Below are 25,854 nucleotides of genomic sequence, written 5' to 3'. Positions count from 1 at the left end.
CATTAGCAGATTGTGTTTTTAAATTTCGAGCGAGGCAAGTGGAGCTCGGCTGTACTTACCTACATTGAATTGCTCGGCGACATTCTACAGCGCTACGCAATCAGCAAAAAGCTCGATTCCATCCCCTGGTTCCGAATATCAATTAAATTCTGATACTGAGGCGAATGAAACCAATTTTCAGCTCGCTCCTTAGTAGGAAAAGCAATTATTGCCTTGTTTTCATAATTTGCCACGCCGCCCAAAGACCGGATGGGAGCTTTTACTAAAAATTCACCGCCAAATTCAGCGATTGTCGAGGCAGCTTTCGCGCTATAGCTTTGTAACATTTCTTTATTTTTGATCGTAAATTCTACCGTGACATATGCGGTCATTGGATTCTCCGAGTAATAGGTTATTTAGTTAATCCTGCCACATAGCAGGATCCACTATACTACCCATCAGCAAATATGGAACAATGGCTTACAAATTCAATCACTGTTAAGCCCAAATGAACAATACTCGACAACTCACTCGCTTAATTACCTTCACTGTTGTGGCGCAAAAGCAATCATTCACAGCCGCCGCCAAACACCTACAAATATCAAAATCTGCGGTTAGCCAACAACTCGGTCTATTAGAGGCCGAACTTGGTGTGAGGCTTCTAAATCGTACTACGCGAGATCTTTCACTCACCGCAATCGGCTCAAAACTACTCGAACGATGCACCGTGCTGCAAGATCAATTATCACTGGTATTCGATGACTTAGCGGAGGCAGGGATAAGTCCAGCGGGTCGCTTTGCTGTGACTTACCCACACAGCTTAGAGCCAACAATCATCCTGCCGGCGATCGAGCAGCTCTGCAATGAATACCCAAAGCTCGAACCCGTGCTCGTTGCTGATGATGACAAACATGATTTAGTTGAAAATCAACTCGACGTAGCCATTCACGTCGGAGAATTACCCGATAGTAGTTATAGGGCCTTACCTATTGGTTCTCTTAAAGAATTATTTTGTGCCTCGCCGAATTACCTTAATAAGAATGGCGACATTTCTTCATTGGAAGACTTATTACAACATCGCTGGATAGCAACTTCCTGGCAAAATGCCGCGGTAAAGATAAGCGATAAAAAAGCCGAAACACAGCAGATCATTACCTTAAAAGAATTTGCGAAAACAAATACTCTACCCGCAGCCATTGGGATGACTCTGCGGAACTTAGGCATCGCATTGATTCCCGATATATTAGCGCGCCCACTTTTAGAAGCGGGGGATCTTGTTCACATCGCAAAAAATTTGACTGGTCCGGAGTGGCCAGTGTACACAGTACATGCTTATCAAAATGATAAGCCCATTCACCTCACGCGCTTCCATCAACTTGTCTGCAGAAAATTTGGGAAATTGTAGGCCCTTAAGAACTTCTGGTTTTCTCCGGTCGAGTTCTATGCTTTTTGTACAAAAAGTAAATTTTCAATCGAAAACGATACACAATAATTTTAGAGAATGCCTTTGAGTTTAAGGAAGGGCAGGAACCTCTGCATCACTTTCCAAAATGTGACCTATTTCCGATTCATTCATTCTTAATATTTTTCTAGCTTGTCTTGTTTGTCGTATTCGGGGAAGATATTTCCCCTCAACAAAAAGGAAACTCCTGATGTCTGATCAATCCGAAATTCTTACTCCCGAATCTTTTCAGCTAATCATGGCGAAAATGCAAGTTGATTTTCAAAAGAAGATAGAAGCACTTCAGGCAGCCGGAGACTACTTTGAAATTGCACCAGCGTCTGAGCAATTTAAAGCAGAAGTCGAGGCGCTAACAAAACAATTTCAAGAAGATATGGGCGTGCCGACTGCGGCACAAGATAGTCTAGCTCAGCAATCAATACGTGACGAACTGGATGCCAGCCCCAATGACGATGAGTGCACGATGTTGATGTTGCTTGGCGCAATGTATGTTGAAGAAAACAATATGTTAGAACATATGTTGCAATTAAACTCAACGGAAGCATTGACCAAAAATAGCAAACAAATACTCACCAATTTTTTTAGTACGCTCGACATGAATATTGAGGGAGTAGACCCCGAAGAAATGAAATATTTACTCAGTGACAGTTGGGGAATTGAAACAGTGGAATCTCTTAAAAATATGCTGGCTTGGTTATTAAAGGAGGGACACAACAAATCATTGATGCAACTGATTGGCTATTGCAATAATCAAACCACTGCGGAAGCCCGATCAATTGAGGATTTTAGAATACGCTTCGATCAACCACTCGCCTATGAAGAATATTCGGAACAAGAATTCAAAAATACATTAATTCTCGCGGAGAATTTGCAAGCCAAACTACCAGCAGCAGGTATTTGGGCTTGGGACGTTGCACGCTATGTACATTTATTGCGAATCGGCTATATGGCAAATTATATGACGAGCAACGATTGCTGGGTGTATTTGAGAAGATTACTGCAACCAGTCAGTGATAGATTCGAAAGCTGGGAAGACTATGTTCACAGTTTTACACAAGGTTATCGTTGGTGGAGCGGCACATCAGGACCAATAGAGGACGCTTGCCATCGCCTCTTAAAACACCCTAACAGCCCCTGGTTATACTTCGGCTGGTTCACGCCACCAAAACAGATGCATTAGAACTAATCTTTCACGACCTTAAAGTTTTTGGTATCAACAAGTTCATTATCAACATACAGCTCGACTTTATGCTCTCCGTAGCCCAGTGTGGCAGCCCAAATATTAGTTCGCACCTCCCATGGAGCTGTTTTAAAAACCCCTTTCCATTTGGGTGCACCTACAGGATTGCCATTGCTATACCAAATATATTTAGTTTCGTGTCTACCACCACTTTTTTCAAAATCTTCCCAAGTAAAATTACCAATATAAAAAATTACATCTTCATGTTTAAAATCAATACTATCGGTGCATTTAAAAAACTCGTCTGGCGTATCTCTATCACCAGATGTCAAATAAGATGTTATTAATTTTAATTCGTCTTTTTTAGCTGCGTATACCTGGGCTGGCGAAGCGAGTAACAACACCAAGGCTAGCACTGACAACCTTGTCAACATGATCTCTACCTCTAATTGTTTAGTTTGAAATTAAACATTTGGCGTTTCTCTTTCTGCTCGAAAACAAAAAGTGTGTTTTAAAACGGGGGAGGTTTCTTACTGAGCATCTTATCGAAAAGTTATTATTTTTATTTATCAACCCGATCAGCTCACTTGTAGATGGTTTGTTTAGAGCACCTTATCTACAATAATTTCAAATGATCATTTAGTGCATAAAAGCCAAATAACACGAACCCTATAGTAAAGGTTCATGCCAATGGCAAATATGCCTAAATGCGATCTACATTACTGCTTAAATTGCTACAACTTTATTTGCACATGGACCTTTTTGGCCTTGGCCAACTTCAAACTCTACAGCCTGGCCATCATTCAAAGTGGCATAACCACCACCAGCTTGAATTTCTGAATGATGAACAAATAAATCTTTGCTGCCATCTTCAGGTGTAATGAAACCGAAACCTTTATCGGCGTTGAACCATTTTACTGTACCTTTACTCATCTTCTTTACTCGTTTTGTTGGTGAATTATAAAAAAATATATTCGAATTCACCGGTTCGAATATAACGTAAACTGTTTAGTAAAAAACTTTTACTCAGCCAGCTATTACTAAGCTGTTTTCCACGAAAAATCCTGCTTCGTGCCTGCGAGTGTGCACATAATTTCTTCGGCATATGCTTCATTAGCTCCCTGCCATTTTTTATTATCAATGCCATATCACACTTTCCTTTTTATGATTGATAAATAGCTACTACTCGCCAAGCAGTGTTAAATTTTGTTTCGAGCCCGCACCCATCGCCAGGGCACTTCTTGCCGTATCAATTAGCGCTTTTTAAGGCAAATCTGCTATCCCAATATCGTCCCTGCTGACTACCCGAGCATCTGGTATCGCGTTGGCCCTAGCGCCTTTACTATCGGGAGGGGCAGCATACACCTTATTTGATCTACGATCTCTAATACTATTGGCCTAAGCCTAGATCTAAGACCCGTCTCAATCCGATGCATAAAGCTGGCAAACTGATCATTTATCAGACGATCGCATACCTGATCATCGCTCAGAATAAGATCAAAAAATTGAAAATTCCGTTTTTGTCGTTATTGCTTCAAGCACTCTCATTCCTATATATGAATTGCCGTTAGCGTTTAGTTTTGGGCTCCAAACTGCGACACAAAACTCCCCTGGATGAATTGCGATAATCCCCCCACCCACACCACTCTTGCCAGGCAAGCCAACTTTAAACGCGAAGTCTCCTGCTTCGTCATAAAATCCACACATCTGCATAATCGAGTTAATTCTTTTGGCTCGCCGGGGATTAACAACAAGCTCTTTTGTCATTGGGTTTATTCCCCCCGACGCCAAGAATAAAAAGGTTTGGCTCAACTCCTTGCATGACATTTCAATGGAACACAGATGGAAGTACAAATCCAAAACGTCATTGACATCATTCTCGACATTTCCGAAGTCTTTCATCAGATGAGCCAGGGAATAGTTACGATAGCCAGAGTTCCTCTCTGATTCCGCAATCTTTGAACTATAATCCAGTTGCGGAAGGCCCGACGCGCTTCGAATAAATTTCAACAGGTCTCGTTTCGGATCGCTCAGACGACTTACCAAAATATCGCAAACAACTATCGCGCCCGCGTTGATAAAAGGATTTCGGGGGATGCCTTGTTCATACTCTAATTGCACCAAAGAGTTAAAAGCCGAACCGGAAGGTTCAACGCCGACGCGATGCCATAGCTCCGCGCCTAAAATTTTTAGCGCTAAAGTGAGCGACAGTACTTTTGCGATACTTTGAATTGAAAATTTTTCGTTTGAATCGCCATAGGAATACTGATGGCCATGAATTGTCGTAAGGTGGATACCCAGTTTATTAGGATCTACTTTGCTCAGCTCTGGAATATACGAAGCAACTTCACCACCATCAACATTACTTAAGTTGGAGGCAATTTCTAAGAATATTTTTTGGTAATCTATATCGTTTGTCATCGAGAATACCTGATTGCCGGAAAATAATTGCGAGATTTTGGAAAAACAAATTGTGGAACTTAAAGCGCCTACATTAGGCATAAAAGAAAAAACAAGCAGCCTATCGTATGACCCAAAATATTGAAGGTGAAAAACCTGCACACCAAATATCTAATAAAGATTCCCGTAGCCTACATTTTTATCAGATACACCGAATAGACGCTATATGCTACTGCGAGAAATTATTTTCGCACAGAAAAAATTTATCAGAAATAACTTTCTCGTAAACATCGCCTACGAAAACTAAACGTGCTCATTCTTAGCTAGCTTAGAATAAAATTTGAACTTTTCACCATATTCTATTAGCTCGTTTTTATAGCTACTCTTAAAATTTTCAGCTCAAACCGCGCAACCGTGCGCTTACGGGAGTCGAAGTTATTTGGTTTTGTAAACTTTGGAGGGTATTCCCCTGTCTGGTAGATTTACATAGCTAACCATTCAAATTTTTTCATAGCTTCCAACTAAAGCACAGCTTCAGATTCGTGAATAAAAATACTATATACACCTGCCAGCCTCGTTTGCAGCGAACAGTCGAAGATATAATTGTTTCGTGAAAATTATTCGAATATCAGAAATTTGGGCAATCTTACCCCGTAGTAGCTATTCGCAACAGTTCGGCGCAATCAGAATACCAATTTTTTTTATCGTATAAATTACTAACGCAGCCAGCGGATGATGTGTCACCTTATTCAACCGATTTGCAGAAGTGCGTTATCACTTAAAGGCATGAAATGTTGGCGATACTGAAAAACCTCTGTTCAGTGGCTTAAAGCGACGATGGGATGACTTGGCCATTTGACCTCAAAACCGTTAGACTTATTTCTTACCAGTTTGGAGTTCATGGCGAACTCAAATATCCGTCCGGCGACTCTTTACTGCTACTTACCTTGGGTAATACAAATGGGCGAGACATAACATCCGTAACAGCTTTGGGTCTGACCAGAAAAAATTTAAGCGTGCTACGAAGTGTCAAACTAGCCACGAAATTATAGAACTAACAGTTGCCGTTGAGTTATCGTATACCAGAGATCTTAATTTAATGTAGTCTCTTGTTTTTAATCGGATAATAATTTTCATTTTATAATTTTGGTGGCATGGACATCGATACTTGGCCTTAGTTATCGACTACATTCGGAATCTTATTTTTCATTTGCAGGATTTTCTAGATGCGGAACACCTAACATGTATTTTTCGAAAGTATAAAAGCTGAATCTATCTCTCCATTCGCACCAATTTATATCGAGGTCGCAAGACCGCTTAAACCAAGCTGTACCCAACAACCAAACTTACATTGCGGTAAACCCCTTCAGGAGCATCAACAATCATGGAAATTAGCAAAAAAAACGGGCGAACAGTTGCGCTTATTCTCGTACTAGTAGGGGCGGTTGTAATCTATTTAAACAGCAGTTCATATCGGAGCCTGATGGACAATATAGAAGCTCAGCGAATCACTGCGCAGATCGATTCGCCAGAGACCATTCAAGAATTCCGGTCGGCATTAACAGGATGTAAATTTCCCCTTTGGGACGATTTTGATCAGCCATCGTCGAACACGTCGTCATGGAGTGGGCCGGAGACTCGTCACGTAACAGCAAATATTGCGAACACCAAATACGATCTCATAGTCTTGCCGCCGCAAGAGACTCAGGGCGCTTTTGACCGCTCGGCAAGATTGCTAGCAGCCAATGATTTAGCGTGGAAAATTGAAGCTCAGACTGGCCTTAGAGTGTTACCGCCAGAACTTGCTCTTCGCATGTTGGGCGATCGCTCGTGGCGATTCAAAGATGCTGACGTCCAAGCGCTGGCTGAAAGTCTCGACGCGAAAGTTCTTCAGCAATATGTTTCACCCAGATCCTTTACTGAGAATTGCCACCGTCGAGTTCCAAAAATTTCTCTTGCGGTTTTCTTAACCGATGCGGTAGGTAATATTGAAAAGCAGGGAAGGTTTGATCTAGGCCCATACGATCCTTCGTTAAGTTCTTTAGGCAAGCCAGATTTGTATATGGAGTTGCGAGCGGAGGAAGTTTCATCGGAAATCGTCGCAAAAATTTTTGACTCGAAGATAAAAGATTCCGAAAAACAAATAGAAAATAGTCTTCAAAAATTTTTACCAGCGACCTTGTCAGAAATTCAGGAGTCGGACTCTCCCTTGGATCAAGCAGTATATCTTCAGCTTTTTGCGATGTTGACGCCGAATATTCTGGACTACGAGCGCGACCGCTTATTCGAACGTTCTATTCTCGCGTTGAATAAAATAGATAGTGACTCTAAATATTATAACTTGTTAATGGCGCGCGCCTTGTTCCACCTAAAAAGGCGCCCCATTGCCCGCGAACTGTTACTCGCTGCTACCTCCAGTGAGGAATTGGCACTCCGCGAATATTTAGACGGAAACTATACCACCGGAATAACCCATCTACCCAAAATCGAAAATCAGTTGCTGTATAGCTTGTCCTTTATGGAGTTCTCTAATCTAGGCATCCAGTATGAGCAGGGTCCCATCGACATACGCTCAGATCTTGCACTCCCAACGAATTGGACAGCGTTGCTTTACCATGCAGGAACCGATGACGATCCCTGGCTGACACGGCCAAACCGTTACCTTTTCCCAGCAATCACCGGTCTACTCCCACCGTTTGATGAGGCGATTCAAAACGAGTTTCAAAAAATGTACGTAATTGGCGGATCGCCAAAGGACTCAGAAATTGACAAGTTATTATTCGACAAAATTGGCGAGTACATTGACGGCATGGAAATGTCATGCTGCATGAATTCCCGATCTCAAATTGAAGAACGGGATGTATTTGTATTTTATGAAAACTTAGCGCTTGCCAATGAGCTAAAAGTATTATCAAAAATTGTGGACATGCAAGCTAATTATGAGTCTGCCAAAGACTACATTGATGAGAGAGAATTAAGATTATCCGGCCACACAAAATTTTCGGCGTTAAAGGCAGAGACTCTATTGCAACTCTCTAAACTAAAAACGGGGACCGATCGCAAACGATTAATCGAGAGCGGCGTTCAATTAATCGAGTTTTTAGCAAAAGATAATAAGCATTTTGACAATGCAGGATCAGACCTTGTTTCGCTGAAAAATTTATTGGATGGGGTAGCAGAAGGTTCCGGAAAATTTAATCTAAACATACCGTCAAACGGTATACTTGTAGCTGATTTTCCAACAGACTTTATAGGCTCAAATTTGAATAGCAGTAGAGGTTGCGCAAACAGTTGGCTGTATTCTAATTCAAGTACAGCCTGCATACCGACACTTTTCAGAACTAGTGGAGCTGAGGCGGTCCTTAGCGTTCTCGAAGGTCGTTATGAAGGCAACCCACAAAAAAATGCTCTGGAAATATCGGCTTATTTAGAGACTGGTCAAAGAGAGAAAGCTATTGAGCTATTAAAAAATGATATAGCCAATAAGAGCACACAGTGGACCACTTATCAAAGTCTCGCTAGGCTCTTAATTAAAGATGGAGACTTTAATGGCGCGTATGACGTATATATGCAATATCCACCATTTAACTATGACACTGGCGAAAACAAAGTGGGGATTAGTCATGATGCGCGGTCGGCGGCATGGAGTCTCTATCGTCTTGGTCAATACCAACTTTCATACAATTTGTATGAGATCGCTTTATCCCAGAACACGGGTTCAGGAAGCGAATATTTAGCTGGTCAGCGGCTAGCACTGAGGGATCTTGATTTTTCTTCATACATGGCATTTGCTTACCAGTATGGCGTTCGTTACGGCAGTCCCGATGGTTATAGAAATTATCTTACAGCCTTATACCTTGTTGGACAGCACGAAAATGCTGAAGCAGGGTTCGAAGCACTTAATGCTCGGAATATTGGCCCACAAATATGGTCGTCTGTTTTTATTGGGCAAAGAATTCGTGGTATGTCTTATAGTGAAATTAATTCTTGGGCCGAAATTTACAAGAACCAGGCGTCTGGATATAAAAATGTGCGTACGATCTTTACGTATTTATTTTCGCAGGCAGAAACAGACCGAGAGATAGTCAGCGAAGGTGAAACTGAAAATATAATTGAGTCTACAATGCGCAGCAAAATGGCAATGAAGCGAGCTAATCGCCAAGGCTTCCACTTTGACAATATTGTGAGTCAATTTATTTTTGATAACGTAGAAAAAGTTGACCAAGCAAGTTCAAAAAATTATGTTGACTTTCTCGCACGATATTTTAGATATAAAATTGACACGGATTCAGCAATGTTTCCTTCGTCACGCGGAAAAGATATTCAATATCTCCCGCTGGACGATCGTTTTATCATAAGTTACATTTTTATGGCGATATCTAGAGAAGAAGACATTGAGAAGTTGCCCGATATTTTGAAAATAATTAGTCAGTCTCATTCAAGATTTCGTGCATTCGACTCCAATTTGATTAGTGCGGTCATAAATGCCCACTTAAAAAATTACGATGAATCGATAAATAACTTGAAACTTGCGCTGGCTAATTTGCCCGAAGATAGCCGCCCAATTGAAGATTGGTATCAGCTTGTCGAAATTTGCGAATGGATTTATAACAAATCGGGCGACAAAAGATTTATTGACCAAGCCCTGATCTGGTCAAAGCAACACCAAAAGATCATACCTCAATCTTCTTGGGCTTATGCCTTCGAAGCAAAGTACAGCGTAGACAGGGAGTCTAGAGTTCGAGCCTCAGCCTTTGCAACCTATCTGGACAGACACTCTGAGTGGCTATCTGATGTCCCTGAAGACATACGAAAGGAGGCAGCAATCTGGTGGGAAACGCACAATCCATTTGTACTAAAAGATTCATCCACCGAAACAAATGAGATTGGTGCTTAGTGACCAGAATCTAAGACGATATTTTTAACCACGCCTCACGCGTAAAAAATCGCTTGGAGTTTCGTGAGTTCTGGGTTCGGGAAACATCGACGAGCCGATTGGGAAGAGGATATTGCGAATTGTGTCAAAAACAGTAGCTCGTGATTTAGCTAAAATTGTATTTATCGCTAGCAATTCGGTAATTGAAACGAATTTAATCAACACATAAGCTTGGGCATTTTATTTATTTTCTTAGGCCTGATTTTTAGATAGCGAGTGGCTCTTCGCTCCTGCTTTTACTAATAGGTAAATTCTGCTCCGTACTATACCCACTTAGTTGCACGCTAACTTTTCTAATAAGGTGCCAAACGTTAGGGAATTTGAGCACTCCAAAACTGAAGTGACGGTAAATATCACATCGTTTGGCAGAACTGTCCGAGGAATTGACTCCGGGCCATCGCAGGTAGGATTTGTTAGACCAACAACATAGTAGTCCACTTCTTTTCCATAACTAGGCGGGCATTAACGTCGCAAATATAAGAATCCACACTTACCCGGAATTTTTTCCTACCAAGCTAGAAAATTCTTTTGCGTTACTTACGTCAACACATCCGGTGACTGTGCTTCAAACCAACGTAAATAAAACAATACTAATCAACAGGAATTTTAGATCCCTGCGAATACTAAAATCTTGATTATTAAAAATGTTCCCTATGCGATTCCAGCTAAAATTAAACTACGGCACAACTACTTAACGCGATAAATCGCACAAAGCTTATGACCATCGGGATCGCGAACGTAGGCAAGATACATAGACCCTAGCTTACCCTCACGCAAACCCGGTGGAGCTTCAATAGATTGTCCGCCATGCGCCACAGCAACATCGTGAAATGTCTGGACTTGTTCTGGCGAATGGCATTTGAAACCAATGGTACCGCCGTTGGCAAATGTTGCATCTTCATCATTGATAGGCTCGCTGACGCAAAAAGTGCTGCCGTCGTGTCTGTAAAAGAGTCGGCAGTGGCCCGAATCTGCAACATGCCGCGTTGGCTCTCCTGCTCCCAAACTACCGAGGACGGCATCATAAAACCGTTTCGACCGCTCAATATCGTTAGTACCTAGCATGACATGATTCAACATTCTCTTTTTTCCTTAGTTCGTTTGATTTTTTCTATTCAACAATCGTTGCTTAGGATAATTAATTTATGTTTGGCTATTGGAAAGCTTGTAGTTCTGAGCACTAGATTCTGAAAACTAACTAAACGTGGGTATTTGGAAAATAGTAGCAGAGCCAGGCTTATACAGGATTTTTTTTACCATTAAAAACAACTTGTGCGTTCGACCTTATCGCATGCACAAAACGTATAGTTATCGCGTCCGAAAACAGCCAGACGATGCTTTTGAAATATGCCAAGATCCTGCAATCAAGTTCAGTGAAAATCGGGAGTCAGCAGTGGTTTATTATGCCTATGGTGAAATCTTTCTAAAACAATTCGATTGGGTTAAAGAATACACGAGCAAAATTAACTCTTTTATCGACGCACACGGTGGACGCGCCTTAAGCCGCAGTATCAATATGGAAAAAATTGAAGGAGATCGATCACTGCCCACCAACGTGATTCTTATCGAGTTCCCAAGCCGCGATGCAGCATTAGGCTTCTTCGACGATCCAGCTTATCAGCCACTTCGACAGCTTCGGATTGATGGCGCTATCTCAGAGTTCACACTATTTCCCAAAGAAGACTTGGCGACTATGTCCTAACACCCCAGTAGCCAATATTGACGAAGGTCGATCCACTTCGGTTTGCAAAAAATTTATTTAGCAAACAAACTGCCTGTCACCAATACAGAACCGCACCAATAACAATTCTGACGCTGTTTGGTAATTTTGTGCCCACAATCCGAGCATGCGGTAATTCGTTTCTTGGTTATTTTTCCATCTTGCTTACCATCTCTAAGATCTACCTCATTCATTTTTTGAAGCAAATCATTTTCTGTAAGCCCATGTTTTTCGCTTAATAATTCCCACATCGCTTGATTTGCCAAAATTAAATTCTCTATTTGCGAACTCACATGGCGAATACCTTCAAGATTAGCATGAGACATTACCCCAGCCTTATCCGCCTTGTATTCAGTCGAACTCATTTTTCTAAATTGAAATATTTCCCAAATAGTTTCTAGCATGCTGATCCTTGGTAGAGTTAACATTCCGAACAGCGGAAAAGCGAGTTATCTGCTCACATCGGCAAATAAGTGTTTGCACTAAAGACAGTGACTATATGAAGACATACGACGCATTTTCCCTATTCGCTTACCAATTAATGTTCTTCAAAAATCTTTTCAAAAAATCAATGCTCCAAAGGCTTACCGCTGGTCTCTTTCAAAAATAGTCCGCCAATAACAAAAGTCATTACGGCGATAAGAATCGGATACCAAAGTCCATAGTAGATGTCACCCGTCCAAGCAACGAGGCCGAAAGAAACGGTAGGAAGGAAACCACCGAACCAACCGTTGCCGATGTGGTAAGGCAAAGACATCGAGGTATAGCGAATACGGGAAGGAAATAATTCCACTAACCACGCAGCAATAGGGCCGTAAACCATGGTGACAAGAATTACCAATATAGAAAGCAATAAAATAACCATTGGGTAATTTATTTTTGCAGTGTCCGCTTTTGCTGCGTAACCAGAATCTTCTAAGGTTGCTTCAATTAAGGCTTTAAAAGACTCGCTTTGTTTTTTAAATTCCTCTGCCGGTAAGTTAGCACCTTCAAAACTGGGGATAACACGATCACCAATACGCACAGCGGCAACAATATTTTCCTGCGCCTCATTCGCATACGGGACGCCTAGATTAGCCAAACGGCCTTTCGCAACATCACAAGAACTGGTAAACGTTTTTTTACCAACAGGATCGAATTGGAAACTACAAGTCGCTGGATCAGCAATAACGACGATGGGGTTGTTAGTACTGGCCGCTTCAATATCGGGATTGGCGTAATGAGTAAGAGCCGTGAAAATTGGGAAGTAGCAAACTGCCGCTATTAAACATCCTGACATGATTATCGGCTTGCGGCCAATTTTATCAGACAAGGCACCAAAAACAATAAAGAACGGCGTTCCAATAATAAGTGCAGCGGCGATCAATAAATTCGCCGCTTGATCTTCAATTTTTAACATCCGCGTTAAAAAAAACAGCGCATAAAACTGTCCGGTGTACCAAACAACCGCCTGACCTGCAGTACCGCCAAACAACGCTAACAATACGGTTTTTAAATTTGACCAGCGTGCAAAAGAATCCGTAAGCGGCGCTTTAGATACTTTTCCTTCATCACGCATTTGTTGAAACACGGGCGATTCATTTAACTGCAAACGAATATAAACTGAAACACCTAACAAGATTAATGAAACCCAAAACGGGATTCGCCAACCCCAATCGTCAAACGCATCGCCCATAATGTAGCGACAACCAAGAATCACCAACAAAGATAAAAATAAACCCAGTGTCGCCGTGGTTTGAATCCAACTGGTGTAAAAGCCGCGCTTGTTATCAGGTGCGTGTTCTGCCACATAAATCGCAGCGCCGCCGTATTCTCCACCCAGCGCCAAACCCTGCAATAAACGCAATACGATAAGAATTATGGGTGCGGCAACGCCAATAGTTTCATAACTTGGCAAGAAGCCAACCATCGCGGTAGATAAACCCATGATGAGAATGGTGACAAGGAAGGTGAATTTACGGCCCACCATATCGCCTAACCGTCCAAACACTAAGGCCCCAAATGGTCGAACCGCGAAGCCAGCAGCAAAAGCCATCAAAGCAAATATAAATGCGGTGGTATCGTTCACGCCGGCAAAAAACTTGGCGCCGATGATCGCTGCTAAGGACCCATATAAATAAAAATCATACCACTCAAAAACCGTCCCGAGGGAAGCAGCGAAAATAACGCGCTTATGTGATGTATCAATATCTTTTGCTGGCGAGTTACTACCGGGATCAACTGCATTTGTATCATTCATATTGAGTCTTCTTTATTGTTTTCTTTTTTATGACTTATCGATGCCAAACATAATGACTTACATTCGGGCTTGTAGGCGACGCATACAAGCCGCCAATACTACTACAGCTGCAGCCTTGAAATGAAGCACGTGACCTGCAAGTGATTCCGTTTTAGCATTTCGTGCTTGAATATTCAGCGCTTATCTATCCTTATTCACGCAAGCCATTACTTTCGTTTTCATCAAGCTATCACGGTCATGAATATAATAGCTATAATTTTTCCGCTGAATTGTTTACCCTTCACTAATTCCCCTTTTAGTTTGTCGTATTTCTACCCTTGAGGGATATGTCCAAAACCTTGCATATAAATTTAAGACCACCTAGAAAGCTTAGAAATAAATCCACTGGAGGCTTCAGTATCATGAGAATCAAGCACGAAAAATTGACCAAGACTTTTTTGACCGCAGGTATCATCAGTATTAGCACTATTGGTATCAGCGCATGTTCACCGCCGCCAGTGGACGAACATGAAGTGACTGGCCTTGATGCCCCAGCTGTAGAGACATCCACACCCGCAATAAGTCCCCCTGTATTAGATAACTCAGAACAAAACAACATGGCAACTGCAATGAGCGCGGACAATCCTTTTTATAGCGAGAGCACATTAGATTTTCAGTACCCACCTTTCGATAAAATCACTAGCGATCATTATATTCCAGCGTTTGAACGAGGCATGGAAATAGAATTAGAAGAAATTGATGCGATTGCCAAGCAAAGTTCTGCACCGACCGTTGAAAATACACTAGTCCCCTTACAAAAATCAGGGCAAATGCTGAATCGTGTCGCCAGTGTTTTTTATAGTTTAACTTCCGCACACACGAATGATGACTTAGAAGATATTCGCTCTACAATGGCGCCAAAACTTTCTGCGCACAACGATAAAATTTTACTTAATGGAGATTTGTTTGCGCGAATTGAAACCCTAAAGAATAACTACGAAGCTGATGGCGCTCCCGAAACTGATGGCGAAACCCTGCGTTTAATCGATAGAACTTACAAGAATTTTGTTCGCGCCGGTGCCAAGCTCTCTGATGCAGATAAAGAAAAATTAAAAGTAATCAATACGGAAATGGCGACCTTGAATACTCGCTTTAGCCAAAATGTTTTGAAAGAAGTAAATCGTCTAGCAATTGTGGTCGATACCAAAGACGAATTAGCGGGTTTATCCGACAGCGAAATTCAAGCTGCTGCTGATGAAGCTAACGCTCTTGCGAATTCTGAAAATGGCGATGCGAGCATAAAAGGTAAGTATGTATTGCCTTTGTTAAACACCAGTGGTCAGCCTGCTTTATCCGTTCTTGAAAACCGCGCCTTACGAGAAAGAATTCACCGAACATCTTTATCTCGCGGTAGTAGCGGTGGCGATTTTGATAATCGCGAAATTTTAAGCCGGATGGTTAAACTTAGAGCCGAGCGCGCTCAACTTTTAGGTTATGACACCCACGCCGATTTCATTTTGGAAAATCAAACCGCACAAAATCGCGAAGCGGTGAATAAACGCCTTGCCGATTTAACTAAACCGGCGGTTGCCAATGCACGTCGTGAAGCAGCGGACATTCAAGCGATGATCAAAGCGGATGGAGAAGACTTTGAAGTTGCGTCTTGGGACTGGGCCTACTACACAGAAAAAGTTCGCCAAGATCGTTATAACTTTGATGATTCCCAATTACGCCCCTACTTTGAGTTAGACAGCGTACTTAACAACGGTGTTTTTTATGCGGCGAATCAGTTGTTTGGTATCAGCTTTAAAGAGCGAACTGATTTACCTGTTTATCAAGAAGACGTACGTGTATTTGATGTTTTCGATAAAGACGGAACACAATTAGCGATATTTATCGCGGATTTTTATGCGCGCCCATCGAAACGCGGCGGCGCATGGATGAATGAGTATGTATCACAATCACATTTAATGGGTACTAAATCTGTGGTCGCAAATCATTTAAATATACCCAAGCCATCAGAGGGTGATCCAACTTTACTCACTTTCGACGAAGTCACAACTATGTTCCATGAATTTGGTCATGCCTTGCATGGTATGTTTTCAAACGTGAAATACCCTCTATTTGCAGGCACATCCGTACCACGAGATTTTGTCGAGTACCCATCTCAAGTCAACGAGATGTGGGCGGTTTGGCCACAAGTACTAAAAAATTATGCTTTGCATTATGAAACTGGCGAAGCCATGCCAACGGAATTATTAGATAAGGTATTGGCGACACAAATATTTAACCAAGGTTTCGCAACCACGGAATATCTCGCCGCCTCATTGTTGGATCAAGTGTGGCATCAACTGACACCAGAGCAAGTTCCCGACGCAGAGGGTGTATTGGCTTTCGAAGAGAAAGCTTTAAAAGATACTGGGGTTTATATGGAAGCTATTCCACCCCGCTACCGAAGCACCTATTTCTCACACATTATGGGAGGTTATAGCGCGGGATACTATTCTTATATTTGGAGCGAAGTCCTCGACGCAGATACCGTTGAGTGGTTTAAAGAGAACGGTGGATTGAAACGAGAAAATGGCGATCACTTTCGCGAAACTTTGTTGTCCCGTGGAGGTAGCGATGAAGCAATGAGCTTATTCAAAAATTTTCGAGGCGCCGAACCCAATGTAGAACCACTGCTAAAAAGACGAGGACTTAATCAGCAGTAAATTTTTACAATCCGAAAAATAAAAAGGCTAAGCTGATTCGCTTAGCCTTTTTATTTGGCTTTTAGAAAAAATTATACTGGATTACCTTCTGCATCTAATTCAATTATTTCATAACCCAAATCTCGTAGACTTTCGAAGGTAACAGTTTTATCACCAACTACAAGAATCATCATTTTCTCCAAGGGAAAATGTTGTTTCGCTAAATTATTAACCTCTTCTTCCGTAATGGTGTTAATTATTCTCGCTTGCTGCTCAACATAATTTTTAGGCAAGCCGTATTCGATTATCCTACCAAGGAAGCCAGCTTTCTGCCCTGGTGTTTCATAGCGCAAGGCGTCACGCTGGCCAATTGCAGAACGCACGAAGTCTAACTCTTCAGTGGTAATTCCAGCTTCTCGGTATTCAGCGATCTCACGAAGAAACTCTACGACGGAATCAGCAGTATTCTCTTTTTTAACGCTGGCAGATGCAGTAAATGGTCCGGGCATTTTGTTGCCAGAAAAACCACTGCGAGCGCCATAGGTATAACCTTTGTCTTCACGTAGATTTAAATTAATCCGACTATTAAACGCACCACCCAAAATATAGTTTGTTAAATAGCGTTTAAAATATTCGCCAGTAGCATCATACGGTAAGTCGGTCATGTAACCGATACGAATTTCAGACTGCTCCGCCCCTGGCTTATCAACAAAATAAAATACAGTTTCATCGCGCTGAGGGACCGCCGGCTGCACCTTTGCAACCAAACCGGTTTTCGGCAATTGATTAATAAACTCAAGTTTTTTTAATGCTTGCTGTTGGTCGATATCACCAACAACTACGATTTGTAAGGCATCGGTAAACAAACTATTTTCGCTGAATGCTTCAATATCTGCTAAGGTAATTCCCTCTAAGGTTTCTTTAGTTCCAGTAGAGGAAACCGAGAAACTGTGCCCTTCACCATAAAGTAACTTACTATAAACATCCGCGGCAATTGAGCTGGGTTGTTTTTTATTGGCTTCTAAGTTCTCAATTTCCTGTTGTCGAATTCGATTGAGATCTTCTTCCGTAAACTTGGAATTAAATAATCGCTCTTCTAACAGAGCCAAAGTCTCATCTAAACGATCGCTCAAGCTCACCATTGTTATACCGGTGCCTTCTCTGCCAGAGCCAACGGAAATCCGACTACCCAATTTTTGCAACTCGATTTCGAATTCTTCTGCGGTCTTGGTACTTGTACCTTCATTCATCATCGAAGCCGTGAGACTTGCGAGGCCGTAATGGGAGGCTTCATTTAGCAAGTGGCCGCCATCAAAATCCAATTGTATTGTCACCATCGGTACTTCTTTAGTTTCCGTTCCAATTACCTGCACACCAGATTCTAACTTAGCTTGCCAAAAATCAGGGACGGGGACTAATGGTGTGGGGCCGGGTACGGGACGCACAGAACGATCGAAGTCATCAACAGCCAAACGCGGCTCCAAATCAGACGTTGCCGATTCATCTCGTTCTAGACGATCGGGTATCGTAAAGTTATCCGGTTTTGCTTGTCCTTCTGGATCATTTTCTGGAACAACACTCTGCACAATGGACGCTTTATCTTTGATATAGGTGTTGAATACTCGCGCGACATCTTCTTTAGTCAGTTTTTTCACAGCCGCTAATTCATTTTTAATATTATTTGGGTTTTCCAAAAAAGTTTCGTAAAACGCAAGTTGCGTAACCTTGCCTCGAACACTGGTCAATGCCCGGACTAAACCTGCTTCACGACCCGCTTTAAAAATTTGTATGTCATCATCGGTAATTGAATCTTCATTAAAATCCGCTAATAACTGCCGCATTTCTCCTTCGAACTGACTTAGAGAAGTCCCTGGAAAAGGCAATACGAAAAACGTAACCGAACCTGCAAGTTCGGAAGAATCATTAAACGAACTCGCCTGAATAGCTTTTTGTGTCAGAACAAATTGTTTGTACAAGTACGACTTTCGACCATCGCCAATTATCTGTGCTAAACAATCGAGCGCAACGCGGTCGGGGTGATCGTAGGGAACCGTGGGAAAGGTGAAGAGTAGTGCAGGAAAGCGAATATTTTTATCGACATATGAAACGTAACGATCACTGTTTAATGAAACTGCGGCTTGTTGATCATCGATAACTTCCGGGCCTCTCGGGATACTACCAAAATATTTTTCAACCAAAGCCAAGGCTTCTTTTTTATTGATATTTCCACCGATCGTTAAGGTGGCATTGTTCGGGCCATACCAACGCAAAAAGAAATGTTTTAAATCTTCTACCGTTGCCGCATCCAAATCTTCGGGATAACCAATCACCGGCCAAGAATAGGGATGCCCAGCCGGATACAGTGCAGCGCTATTCACTTCGTTGAAGCGCCCATAAGGACGATTCTCAACATTTTGCCCACGCTCGTTCTTTACTGTCGAACGTTGAACTTCAAATTTTTGTTGCGTTACCGCCTCTAATAAAAACCCCATGCGATCCGCTTCAAGCCACAACATAGTTTCTAAACTGTTGCTAGGTACGGTTTCAAAATAGTTAGTACGATCACTATTAGTCGTTCCGTTCAGGGTACCACCAGCTTCGGTAATAATTTTGAAATGTTCTTCATCGGCAACATTTTTTGAACCCTGAAACATCATATGCTCAAAAAAATGGGCAAAGCCTGAGCGTCGCGCTTCTTCTCGCGCCGAACCAACATGGTAGGTGACATCAACATGAACCAGAGGATCAGAATTATCTTCGTGCAAAATTACGGTGAGCCCATTCTGCAAACGGTATTTAGTGTAGGGAATGACGATCTCGCCGTCGCTCGCGCTAACTTGCTCTACTTGCTCTATTGAAGACTTCGAACAAGAAACCAAAATCAAACTGATAACAAATGTCGCGATTATGCGATTCATGTTTATTCTCCGGTTATACCGTTGCTAATTTTGTTTGCGGAAGGCTAAAAGATAATAGTTGATTAAAGTACGGCTTGTAGCGCTACCTGAATTTTTTATTGGCCAATTATTCACTTTAAAGGGAATCCTGTCGAGGCCTCACGCGTCACCGCTTTGGACACCATCAACCGTCGTCTTGTTTCTATATATAGGTATAAGTTCTACTACATGAGCTCTGCTGCACCCGATATTGTTGGTTTTTTAACCACTCAATAGCCTTTGCGTTAACTAAGCTCTAGTGAGAAGTGATCGCTGACACAGCAGATAGAACAACATCCAACTCATCAGTACCAAGATTCCATCCTCCACTACCGTAACCCAAGTCATTGGCCTCGCGAAAAAGACACCAAAGCAGCCGCAATTCTCTAAAGCAATGCCACGCAGGTTGGTCACGATGGCGATCGCGAGATAGCCAATATGCATTAGGATAATCAACGCAACACAAAGCCGCAGATGCCGACCAGCTAACACGGATAAACCCAAAAATAATTCAAACAGGGCTAGGCCCAAGGCTAGAAACTGTAACGCGGCGGAGGGAATTCCAAACTGGTAGGTTGCAATGACGGCAGCGAAGCCAACGATATCAAGCAACTTACCAATTGCGCTTGTTAACAGCAGAACAATAAAAAACCATCGTAATAGTGAGAATAAAATTTTTTGAGAACGAATAGATAAGACTTTCATGGGGTTTGCCTGAACGAAATTATTTTATTTTTTTTAAAATTCTCAACAACCAAAGCTGAATAAGCTACGTATACATTTTAATGGAACTCAAACTCTATGAATTTGGAATTATTAATGACAGCTAAGGCTCATACACAACTTAGTCCTAATCAGTACTTCAAAGTTCTAGCCATCTACTCTCTATTATTGAGCGCGATAAGTTTTTCAGTGAATGTAAGCTCTGCACAGTTACACGGTGTGGAATTTTCTGAAACAAGCCGCATTGTCAATACAGAAAAAAATGTTTCAATAGATTTGCAACTTAATGGCGTGGGAACACGTAGCTATGGGCTACTCAGAACAAAAATATATGTCGCCGCGTTATACCTTGAGTCCCCCTCAAGCGTTGATATCGATATTCTACGTAGCGAAAAAAGCAAACAAATCAAAATGCAATACCTGCGAAGTATAGATCAGGACGACATGCGTGAAGCTTGGGTCTACTACTTTGAGGAGAATTGCCCAGAAAGAGATTGTAGCGCTCACCAACAAAGTATTGATCAATTTATGAATTCAGTAATTGATGCAAAACCGGACGACGAATACGATTATCGATTTTTTTCCGATTCTGTAGAAATCTTAATTAACGACGAATCACTAGCGCGTATTAATAACGCAGCTTTCTCTCGATTATTATTATCAACGTGGATTGGCGACAAACCACCAACAAAAAGATTAAAACATAATTTACTCAACGCTAAATAGTTAAAGCTAATAAAAAACCATTTAAAAGGGGAAGTTAAGTGTCTGCAACGGAATACATGTCAAAACAAGAAATCGAAGCTATAAAACCTGCATCGATGCCCGACGAAAACTATAACCCTTTTGAATTCGCACGAGACCGCCTTAAAAAAGTCGGTCAGTACAGCAAACGACAACAGCTCGGCAACCGATTCAGTATCGGCTGTGTTGCTTTAGAAATTACCCAGCGATGCAATCTAGATTGTACGTGTTGTTATTTATCTGAAAACTCAGAAGCCGTTAAGGATTTACCCTTAGATGAGATTTTTCGTCGTATTGATTTGATTTACAGCCACTACGGGAAAGGTACAGCAGTACAAATTACCGGGGGAGATCCAACCTTAAGAAAAAAGGACGAACTCATGCAGATCGTACGGCAAGTTCGCGACAAAGGGATGCGTCCAACACTGTTCACCAACGGCATCAAAGCAACGCGTCCTTACATGGAGGAGCTTGCGGCTGCCGGCTTGGTTGATATTGCACTACACGTTGATATGACACAGGAGCGAAAAGGCTATAACAGCGAAACAGAGTTGAATGAGATTCGTCAAAAATATATTGAGAATGCCAGAGGCTTGGGGATATCAGTGTTTTTTAATTTCACTGTTACGCGAGAAAGCTTTCATGCAATCCCCGAACTTGTCCAATTCTATATAAAGAACGCCGATGTTGTTCGCACAGTTTCTTTTCAATTGCAGGCGGACACAGGAAGAGGGGTTGAAAGAGAGCGGGATATTATTATTTCTCAAGATTCCGTGCGAGCGCAAATCAACAAGGGGGCTGGGCTTGAAGTTAATTTCGACGCTTCTCCAATTGGCCATACGAAATGTAATAAATATGGTATGTGTTTTGAGGTGAATGGCAAACTGTACAACGCCTTAGATGATAGTGAATTTGTCGAACATATCATTTCATCACCGGAGGCAGATTGGGCAGACTACTCTTCGTCGAATGCCTTTGTGAATCTTTATCTCTGGCTATCTAAAAACCCCTCTCATATTTTTTCGGGATTAGCTTATGCTGCGAGGATGGTCTGGAAAGGAAAATTTGACATCATCAAAGCAAAAGGAAAAGTTAATCGATTATCGTTTTTTATTCATAACTTTATGGATGCCTGCCATTTGGAAAGCGATCGGATCGAAGCTTGCACTTTTCAAACTATAACGCGTGACGGCCCCATTTCAATGTGCTTGTTAAACGCTAAGCGTGATGATTACATTTTGCAACCCGTAGAAGTTATTCGCGAAGAACAAATTCTATACTGGCAACCTTTGACGGGAGAACTTGATAAAACTAATAAAGACGCCGTTGAAGCTGATCCTTTACGCCATCACTTGAAACGATTAAAAGGTCGCTCCAGAAAAACCTTGCTTGAACAGAAGCAAAATTTATCCAAGGTAGCGGTAACAAGTTAACAGCGAGTTAGTCACCCTCTTGATTAGGAATTAAACATGTTTAGGTTTTTAAAAATTATATTTTTGATGTGTGGTATATCACTGGTGGGCTGTTCGACGATTCAGACACCGGAATTGTCGACATTCAACGCAAGCACAACTAATGACCCCATCGATAGCTGGTCTCAAGTTCTACAAGATTACGTTAATGATCGCGGTCAAATTGACTTTATCGGGCTCAGCAAAAAACCTGAACAACTAAATCATTACGTTCATTACGTTTCAATAGTAGACCCAGAATCTGACTTAGAATTATTTCCCAACGCAAACACTAAAATGGCTCATCATATTAATGCCTATAACGCGGTGGCAATGTACGGCGTCATTAAGCTAGGTATACCTAGAACCAATGCCGGTTTAAAAAAGGTAAACTTTTTTTATCTAAAACGTTACAAAATCGCCGGTGAAATACAATCGCTTTATGCTTATGAAGAAAAAATTCGTGAGCTGGGAGATCCAAGAGTGCATTTTATTTTGAACTGCATGTCTATCGGCTGCCCAATATTACCCCGCACGCCTATTCAAGCCGAAGGCTTAGGTGATACCTTGCATCAAGCGACCATCGATTTTTTCGCGGACCCTTCGAAAATCCGTATAGATCACGACAATAAAACCGTCTATTTTTCAGAGATACTCAAATTTTATCGCGATGAATTTCTCACTCAAGCGGACAGTCTAATCAGCTATGCAAATCAGTATGTCAGCAAGGATATCCCCCTCGACTACAAAGTGAAATTCATTCCTTATGATTGGACAATCAACCAAACCAGCCCCTAATTTTAAGATCGCGCCTTCAAGTTTTGTAAAGCAGCCGAACAATGCTTGTTCGGCCTTCTGCTGCGCAGTAAAGTAAGCGATCTTGAAAATCAGCAATTCTAATTTTCGCTGTTGCCGAAATACACCTAATAATAATGCGGGGTTTCGCGATCATCATGAAAACGGTTTTACGCTATAGCGCTCTCTTCCTTCTGATATTTGCCTCCTGTTTACAGGCTGCGGATTACAAGCCCCCTCGTATGGCCGACGGCAAACCAAGTTTGCAAGGTACTTGGAGTAACACCTCTATCACCCGCCTACAACGCGGCTCTGAATATTCTAAATTAATTATTGAATCGGAAAATGTTGATGAACTGACTAACGCTCACCCCCAAGTCGTTAGACAAAACACCGATGATGGCTTAAACCCTGAAGACGGTTTACTAGACGGCAAAGACTTAGGCCAGGGCCGTGGATACAACGCGTTTTGGATTGACCCCGGTAAAGAGTTTGGATTGGTTAAAGGCACGCGAAGAAGCTCCTGGATTGTCGAGCCCAGCGACGGCAGAATCCCCCGAAGCAATAAGCGTCCGCCTCCTAGAATGGGCAACAGAAATGAAGCAGCAGGGCCAGAAGTTCGCTCGCTCGGAGAGCGCTGCTTAATTGGTTTTGGCGGCACTGGTGGGCCACCAATGTTGAACACTTTATACAACAACACCTACCAAATTGTACAAACACCGAATCATGTAATGATTCTCGTAGAGATGGTGCACGATGCACGCATCGTTACACTTGTCGACCCGAAAGACCCAATGCGACACAAATATAGTGGAGTGCAGCGCTGGCTAGGCAATTCAATAGGCTGGTGGGAAGGTGACACGCTAGTGGTTGAAACAACGAATTGGCGAACTGAACAAGCACAAACCGGCCCGGTGATGATGTCTGAAAAGGGGAAAGTTACCGAACGTTTTACTCGATACTCTGAACAACAAATTTTTTATGAATTTATTGTTGAAGACTCAGAATATTACACACAAGCTTGGCGTGGCGAAATGAGCCTCAATACGGTTTCTGATTCGGTCTACGAATATGCTTGCCACGAAGGCAATATCGGCATGGTGGGAATTTTACAAGGAGCAAGGCGCGAAGAAAAAAATTAGTAAATTTTCAACAAGCACATTGTATAAATAGACCTAAGAAATACCGCACCTAGGTTGCGGTATTTCTTCATCCTAGGTTTTTAATTCCCAGGCTTTTAATTCCAGATTTTTAATCCAACGTTTCCAACTCTCAGTTTATTTAAGAAGCGCTCTGACTTTATCCGCCGCAGGACGAGAATTCATCATTTCATACCAACGAACAATGCCGGGAAAATTATCGAAGCTCGCACTGGTATGCTCGCAGGTTTGAAAATAAGCGAGCGTGTAGGTGTCGGCAATTGTCACAACGTCACCGCATAAAAAAGTATTTTTATTGGCTAAATCTTCAATTGTAGGCAGATGTTTCTCCAACCAACCTTTTGCCTCCGCAACCGCTTCGGGGTCGATTTCTTTTTTAAGCATTTTCGCTAGCACAACTTCTTGCCAGTAATGCACACCTAACCACCGACCAATATGATGAGCAACAAGATCCATGGTTTGATCAATTATCGCTGCTTCCGCTGGGTCAGAACTGTACATTCTTTTGTTATTTGTGTTGGCTAGATAACGACACAGCGAAGCACTTTCAATGAAAAATTTACCGCGATGCTCCATGGCCGGGAATTTTCCCAGCGGATGTCTTTCTAGATGTGCAGGTTTTTTATGTTCACCAGCCGCGGCATCTAGTGCAATGTATTCATAATCAACACCGAGCTCTTCTGCTGTTAGTAAAACCTTAATGGGATTAAATGTTGGAAATCCATAAATTTTATACATTGCTTACCTCATAGTTTTATTGGGTTTTCAAACGAATTAAACGAATTTTTTGACGTAAAATTTTGGGTGAACTCATGGGCATGAACGACTGGCAATTCCGGTCTGACTGTGAGATATTGGCGCAACATAACGCCTTCAATTGCATAATGCAAGTGATTTTTTAATAGTAAAAATTATGGAAGGCTATGAATAAGTAGGGGATAGCCGAAGTCTTTATGGTTAGCAAGAATGAACACGCACAGCGTACCCGCTGCCCCCTGGCTTGCGCCCTCGATATCATTGGCGATCACTGGACCTTGCTGATTATTCGCGACATGCTATTTCTCGGCAAACACGAATACCGAGAAATTCTAGAATCGAAAGAGGGAATCTCTAGTAATATCCTCAGTGACCGGCTTAGCAAGTTACAAGATAACGGCTTGGTCGCTTCTATTCCCCACCCCGAAAGCGCCAAGCGAAAATTGTATTACCTCACCAACAAAGGCAAAGACCTCATCCATGTTCTAGCCCCGCTGGGCAAATGGTCTGAAAAACATTTGCCTGGCCAAGTAGAAATCTATCCTGAAATTATCGAACTGCAAAATAAATCCCCCGCTGACCTAATCACCAATGTATTCCTGACATTAGAAGAGTGGGAACAACGTTACGACATCAAAACCTAACCCCCCGCACTTCTTTACTTATTTCCCATTTCGCGCTTCCTATTCCGTCGTTCAGGG

20 protein-coding genes are annotated in these 25,854 nt (G+C 42.0%); 10 read left to right on the top strand and 10 right to left on the bottom strand.

Going from position 1 to position 25,854, the window contains the following annotated elements; all coding sequences use genetic code 11:
- Window positions 1-92: 92 nt before the first annotated feature.
- Window positions 93-371 carry a DUF1330 domain-containing protein gene (locus tag ACYUCY_RS04535; RefSeq protein WP_460225274.1) on the bottom strand — a complete coding sequence of 93 codons (279 nt, stop codon included), beginning with the start codon at window positions 369-371 and terminating at the stop codon, window positions 93-95.
- 116 nt (window positions 372-487) lie between these two features.
- Here ACYUCY_RS04535 and ACYUCY_RS04530 point away from each other — a divergent pair, with 116 nt between their 5' ends.
- Window positions 488-1,384 carry a LysR family transcriptional regulator gene (locus tag ACYUCY_RS04530; protein ID WP_460225273.1) on the top strand — a complete coding sequence of 299 codons (897 nt, stop codon included), beginning with the start codon at window positions 488-490 and terminating at the stop codon, window positions 1,382-1,384.
- A 247-nt stretch (window positions 1,385-1,631) separates the two neighbouring features.
- Window positions 1,632-2,621, top strand: a complete 990-nt coding sequence (locus ACYUCY_RS04525; RefSeq protein ID WP_460225272.1) for a DUF1266 domain-containing protein — start codon at window positions 1,632-1,634, stop codon at window positions 2,619-2,621.
- 2 nt (window positions 2,622-2,623) lie between these two features.
- Here the strand turns inward: ACYUCY_RS04525 and ACYUCY_RS04520 are convergent, their stop codons facing one another.
- The 3 genes from ACYUCY_RS04520 to ACYUCY_RS04510 form a co-directional block, all read right to left on the bottom strand.
- Window positions 2,624-3,055: a hypothetical protein gene (locus tag ACYUCY_RS04520; RefSeq protein ID WP_460225271.1), complete on the bottom strand. Its 432-nt coding sequence runs from the start codon at window positions 3,053-3,055 to the stop codon at window positions 2,624-2,626.
- Between the two features lie 292 nt (window positions 3,056-3,347).
- Window positions 3,348-3,554, bottom strand: coding sequence for a cold-shock protein (locus ACYUCY_RS04515; RefSeq protein WP_006005424.1), 207 nt, complete (start codon window positions 3,552-3,554; stop codon window positions 3,348-3,350).
- Window positions 3,555-4,118: 564 nt separating this feature from the next.
- Window positions 4,119-5,042 carry a glutaminase gene (locus tag ACYUCY_RS04510; protein ID WP_460225270.1) on the bottom strand — a complete coding sequence of 308 codons (924 nt, stop codon included), beginning with the start codon at window positions 5,040-5,042 and terminating at the stop codon, window positions 4,119-4,121.
- A gap of 1,462 nt (window positions 5,043-6,504) precedes the next feature.
- On the opposite strand from ACYUCY_RS04510, the gene ACYUCY_RS04505 reads away from it, so the two are divergent.
- A complete protein-coding gene (locus tag ACYUCY_RS04505) occupies window positions 6,505-9,918 on the top strand; it encodes a tetratricopeptide repeat protein (RefSeq protein ID WP_460225269.1) in 3,414 nt (1,137 codons plus the stop codon).
- A gap of 726 nt (window positions 9,919-10,644) precedes the next feature.
- Here ACYUCY_RS04505 and ACYUCY_RS04500 read toward each other — a convergent pair.
- Complete coding sequence (locus ACYUCY_RS04500; protein ID WP_460225268.1) at window positions 10,645-11,037, bottom strand: VOC family protein; 393 nt, start codon at window positions 11,035-11,037, stop codon at window positions 10,645-10,647.
- 211 nt (window positions 11,038-11,248) lie between these two features.
- Between ACYUCY_RS04500 and ACYUCY_RS04495 the strand changes: the two genes are divergently transcribed.
- A complete protein-coding gene (locus tag ACYUCY_RS04495) occupies window positions 11,249-11,659 on the top strand; it encodes a DUF1330 domain-containing protein (RefSeq protein WP_460225267.1) in 411 nt (136 codons plus the stop codon).
- Between the two features lie 53 nt (window positions 11,660-11,712).
- Here the strand turns inward: ACYUCY_RS04495 and ACYUCY_RS04490 are convergent, their stop codons facing one another.
- Window positions 11,713-12,081, bottom strand: coding sequence for a zinc ribbon domain-containing protein (locus ACYUCY_RS04490; protein ID WP_460225266.1), 369 nt, complete (start codon window positions 12,079-12,081; stop codon window positions 11,713-11,715).
- Window positions 12,082-12,245: 164 nt separating this feature from the next.
- Window positions 12,246-13,916 (bottom strand): MFS transporter, encoded by a 1,671-nt coding sequence (locus ACYUCY_RS04485; RefSeq protein ID WP_460225265.1) that lies wholly within the window; start codon window positions 13,914-13,916, stop codon window positions 12,246-12,248.
- A gap of 401 nt (window positions 13,917-14,317) precedes the next feature.
- On the opposite strand from ACYUCY_RS04485, the gene ACYUCY_RS04480 reads away from it, so the two are divergent.
- The gene (locus ACYUCY_RS04480; protein WP_460225264.1) at window positions 14,318-16,609 is read left to right on the top strand and encodes a M3 family metallopeptidase; all 2,292 of its coding nucleotides are present in this window, start codon (window positions 14,318-14,320) and stop codon (window positions 16,607-16,609) included.
- Window positions 16,610-16,680: 71 nt separating this feature from the next.
- Here ACYUCY_RS04480 and ACYUCY_RS04475 read toward each other — a convergent pair whose 3' ends face one another.
- Window positions 16,681-19,506 (bottom strand): M16 family metallopeptidase, encoded by a 2,826-nt coding sequence (locus tag ACYUCY_RS04475; RefSeq protein ID WP_460225263.1) that lies wholly within the window; start codon window positions 19,504-19,506, stop codon window positions 16,681-16,683.
- A 267-nt stretch (window positions 19,507-19,773) separates the two neighbouring features.
- A complete protein-coding gene (locus ACYUCY_RS04470) occupies window positions 19,774-20,229 on the bottom strand; it encodes a MauE/DoxX family redox-associated membrane protein (RefSeq protein WP_460225262.1) in 456 nt (151 codons plus the stop codon).
- Between the two features lie 114 nt (window positions 20,230-20,343).
- Here ACYUCY_RS04470 and ACYUCY_RS04465 point away from each other — a divergent pair, with 114 nt between their 5' ends.
- The 4 genes from ACYUCY_RS04465 to ACYUCY_RS04450 all read left to right on the top strand — a co-directional run bounded on the left by ACYUCY_RS04465 (window position 20,344) and on the right by ACYUCY_RS04450 (window position 24,379).
- Window positions 20,344-20,973, top strand: coding sequence for a chalcone isomerase family protein (locus ACYUCY_RS04465; protein WP_460225261.1), 630 nt, complete (start codon window positions 20,344-20,346; stop codon window positions 20,971-20,973).
- A 38-nt stretch (window positions 20,974-21,011) separates the two neighbouring features.
- Complete coding sequence (locus tag ACYUCY_RS04460; protein WP_460225260.1) at window positions 21,012-22,424, top strand: radical SAM protein; 1,413 nt, start codon at window positions 21,012-21,014, stop codon at window positions 22,422-22,424.
- A 36-nt stretch (window positions 22,425-22,460) separates the two neighbouring features.
- The gene (locus ACYUCY_RS04455; RefSeq protein WP_460225259.1) at window positions 22,461-23,240 is read left to right on the top strand and encodes a DUF547 domain-containing protein; all 780 of its coding nucleotides are present in this window, start codon (window positions 22,461-22,463) and stop codon (window positions 23,238-23,240) included.
- 155 nt (window positions 23,241-23,395) lie between these two features.
- Window positions 23,396-24,379, top strand: a complete 984-nt coding sequence (locus tag ACYUCY_RS04450) for a hypothetical protein (protein WP_460225258.1) — start codon at window positions 23,396-23,398, stop codon at window positions 24,377-24,379.
- A gap of 135 nt (window positions 24,380-24,514) precedes the next feature.
- Here ACYUCY_RS04450 and ACYUCY_RS04445 read toward each other — a convergent pair whose 3' ends face one another.
- Window positions 24,515-25,135, bottom strand: coding sequence for a glutathione S-transferase family protein (locus ACYUCY_RS04445; RefSeq protein WP_460225257.1), 621 nt, complete (start codon window positions 25,133-25,135; stop codon window positions 24,515-24,517).
- 215 nt (window positions 25,136-25,350) lie between these two features.
- Here ACYUCY_RS04445 and ACYUCY_RS04440 point away from each other — a divergent pair, with 215 nt between their 5' ends.
- Window positions 25,351-25,797, top strand: a complete 447-nt coding sequence (locus ACYUCY_RS04440; RefSeq protein WP_460225256.1) for a winged helix-turn-helix transcriptional regulator — start codon at window positions 25,351-25,353, stop codon at window positions 25,795-25,797.
- Window positions 25,798-25,854 lie beyond the last annotated feature (57 nt).

It is taken from the genome of Aurantivibrio infirmus (assembly GCF_054767315.1).
Note: the sequence above shows the minus strand (reverse complement) of the source record. Positions and strands in the feature narration are given on the sequence as shown.

Coding starts and splice junctions, on each gene's coding strand:
- ACYUCY_RS04495 (WP_460225267.1), top strand. CDS start 11,249: ATGCACAAAACGTATAGTTATCGCGTCCGAAAACAGCCAGACGATGCT.
- ACYUCY_RS04525 (WP_460225272.1), top strand. CDS start 1,632: ATGTCTGATCAATCCGAAATTCTTACTCCCGAATCTTTTCAGCTAATC.
- ACYUCY_RS04515 (WP_006005424.1), bottom strand. CDS start 3,554: ATGAGTAAAGGTACAGTAAAATGGTTCAACGCCGATAAAGGTTTCGGT.
- ACYUCY_RS04490 (WP_460225266.1), bottom strand. CDS start 12,081: ATGCTAGAAACTATTTGGGAAATATTTCAATTTAGAAAAATGAGTTCG.
- ACYUCY_RS04510 (WP_460225270.1), bottom strand. CDS start 5,042: ATGACAAACGATATAGATTACCAAAAAATATTCTTAGAAATTGCCTCC.
- ACYUCY_RS04535 (WP_460225274.1), bottom strand. CDS start 371: ATGACCGCATATGTCACGGTAGAATTTACGATCAAAAATAAAGAAATG.
- ACYUCY_RS04465 (WP_460225261.1), top strand. CDS start 20,344: ATGACAGCTAAGGCTCATACACAACTTAGTCCTAATCAGTACTTCAAA.
- ACYUCY_RS04455 (WP_460225259.1), top strand. CDS start 22,461: ATGTTTAGGTTTTTAAAAATTATATTTTTGATGTGTGGTATATCACTG.
- ACYUCY_RS04440 (WP_460225256.1), top strand. CDS start 25,351: ATGGTTAGCAAGAATGAACACGCACAGCGTACCCGCTGCCCCCTGGCT.
- ACYUCY_RS04505 (WP_460225269.1), top strand. CDS start 6,505: ATGGACAATATAGAAGCTCAGCGAATCACTGCGCAGATCGATTCGCCA.
- ACYUCY_RS04485 (WP_460225265.1), bottom strand. CDS start 13,916: ATGAATGATACAAATGCAGTTGATCCCGGTAGTAACTCGCCAGCAAAA.
- ACYUCY_RS04520 (WP_460225271.1), bottom strand. CDS start 3,055: ATGTTGACAAGGTTGTCAGTGCTAGCCTTGGTGTTGTTACTCGCTTCG.
- ACYUCY_RS04475 (WP_460225263.1), bottom strand. CDS start 19,506: ATGAATCGCATAATCGCGACATTTGTTATCAGTTTGATTTTGGTTTCT.
- ACYUCY_RS04530 (WP_460225273.1), top strand. CDS start 488: ATGAACAATACTCGACAACTCACTCGCTTAATTACCTTCACTGTTGTG.
- ACYUCY_RS04480 (WP_460225264.1), top strand. CDS start 14,318: ATGAGAATCAAGCACGAAAAATTGACCAAGACTTTTTTGACCGCAGGT.
- ACYUCY_RS04450 (WP_460225258.1), top strand. CDS start 23,396: ATGAAAACGGTTTTACGCTATAGCGCTCTCTTCCTTCTGATATTTGCC.
- ACYUCY_RS04500 (WP_460225268.1), bottom strand. CDS start 11,037: ATGTTGAATCATGTCATGCTAGGTACTAACGATATTGAGCGGTCGAAA.
- ACYUCY_RS04445 (WP_460225257.1), bottom strand. CDS start 25,135: ATGTATAAAATTTATGGATTTCCAACATTTAATCCCATTAAGGTTTTA.
- ACYUCY_RS04470 (WP_460225262.1), bottom strand. CDS start 20,229: ATGAAAGTCTTATCTATTCGTTCTCAAAAAATTTTATTCTCACTATTA.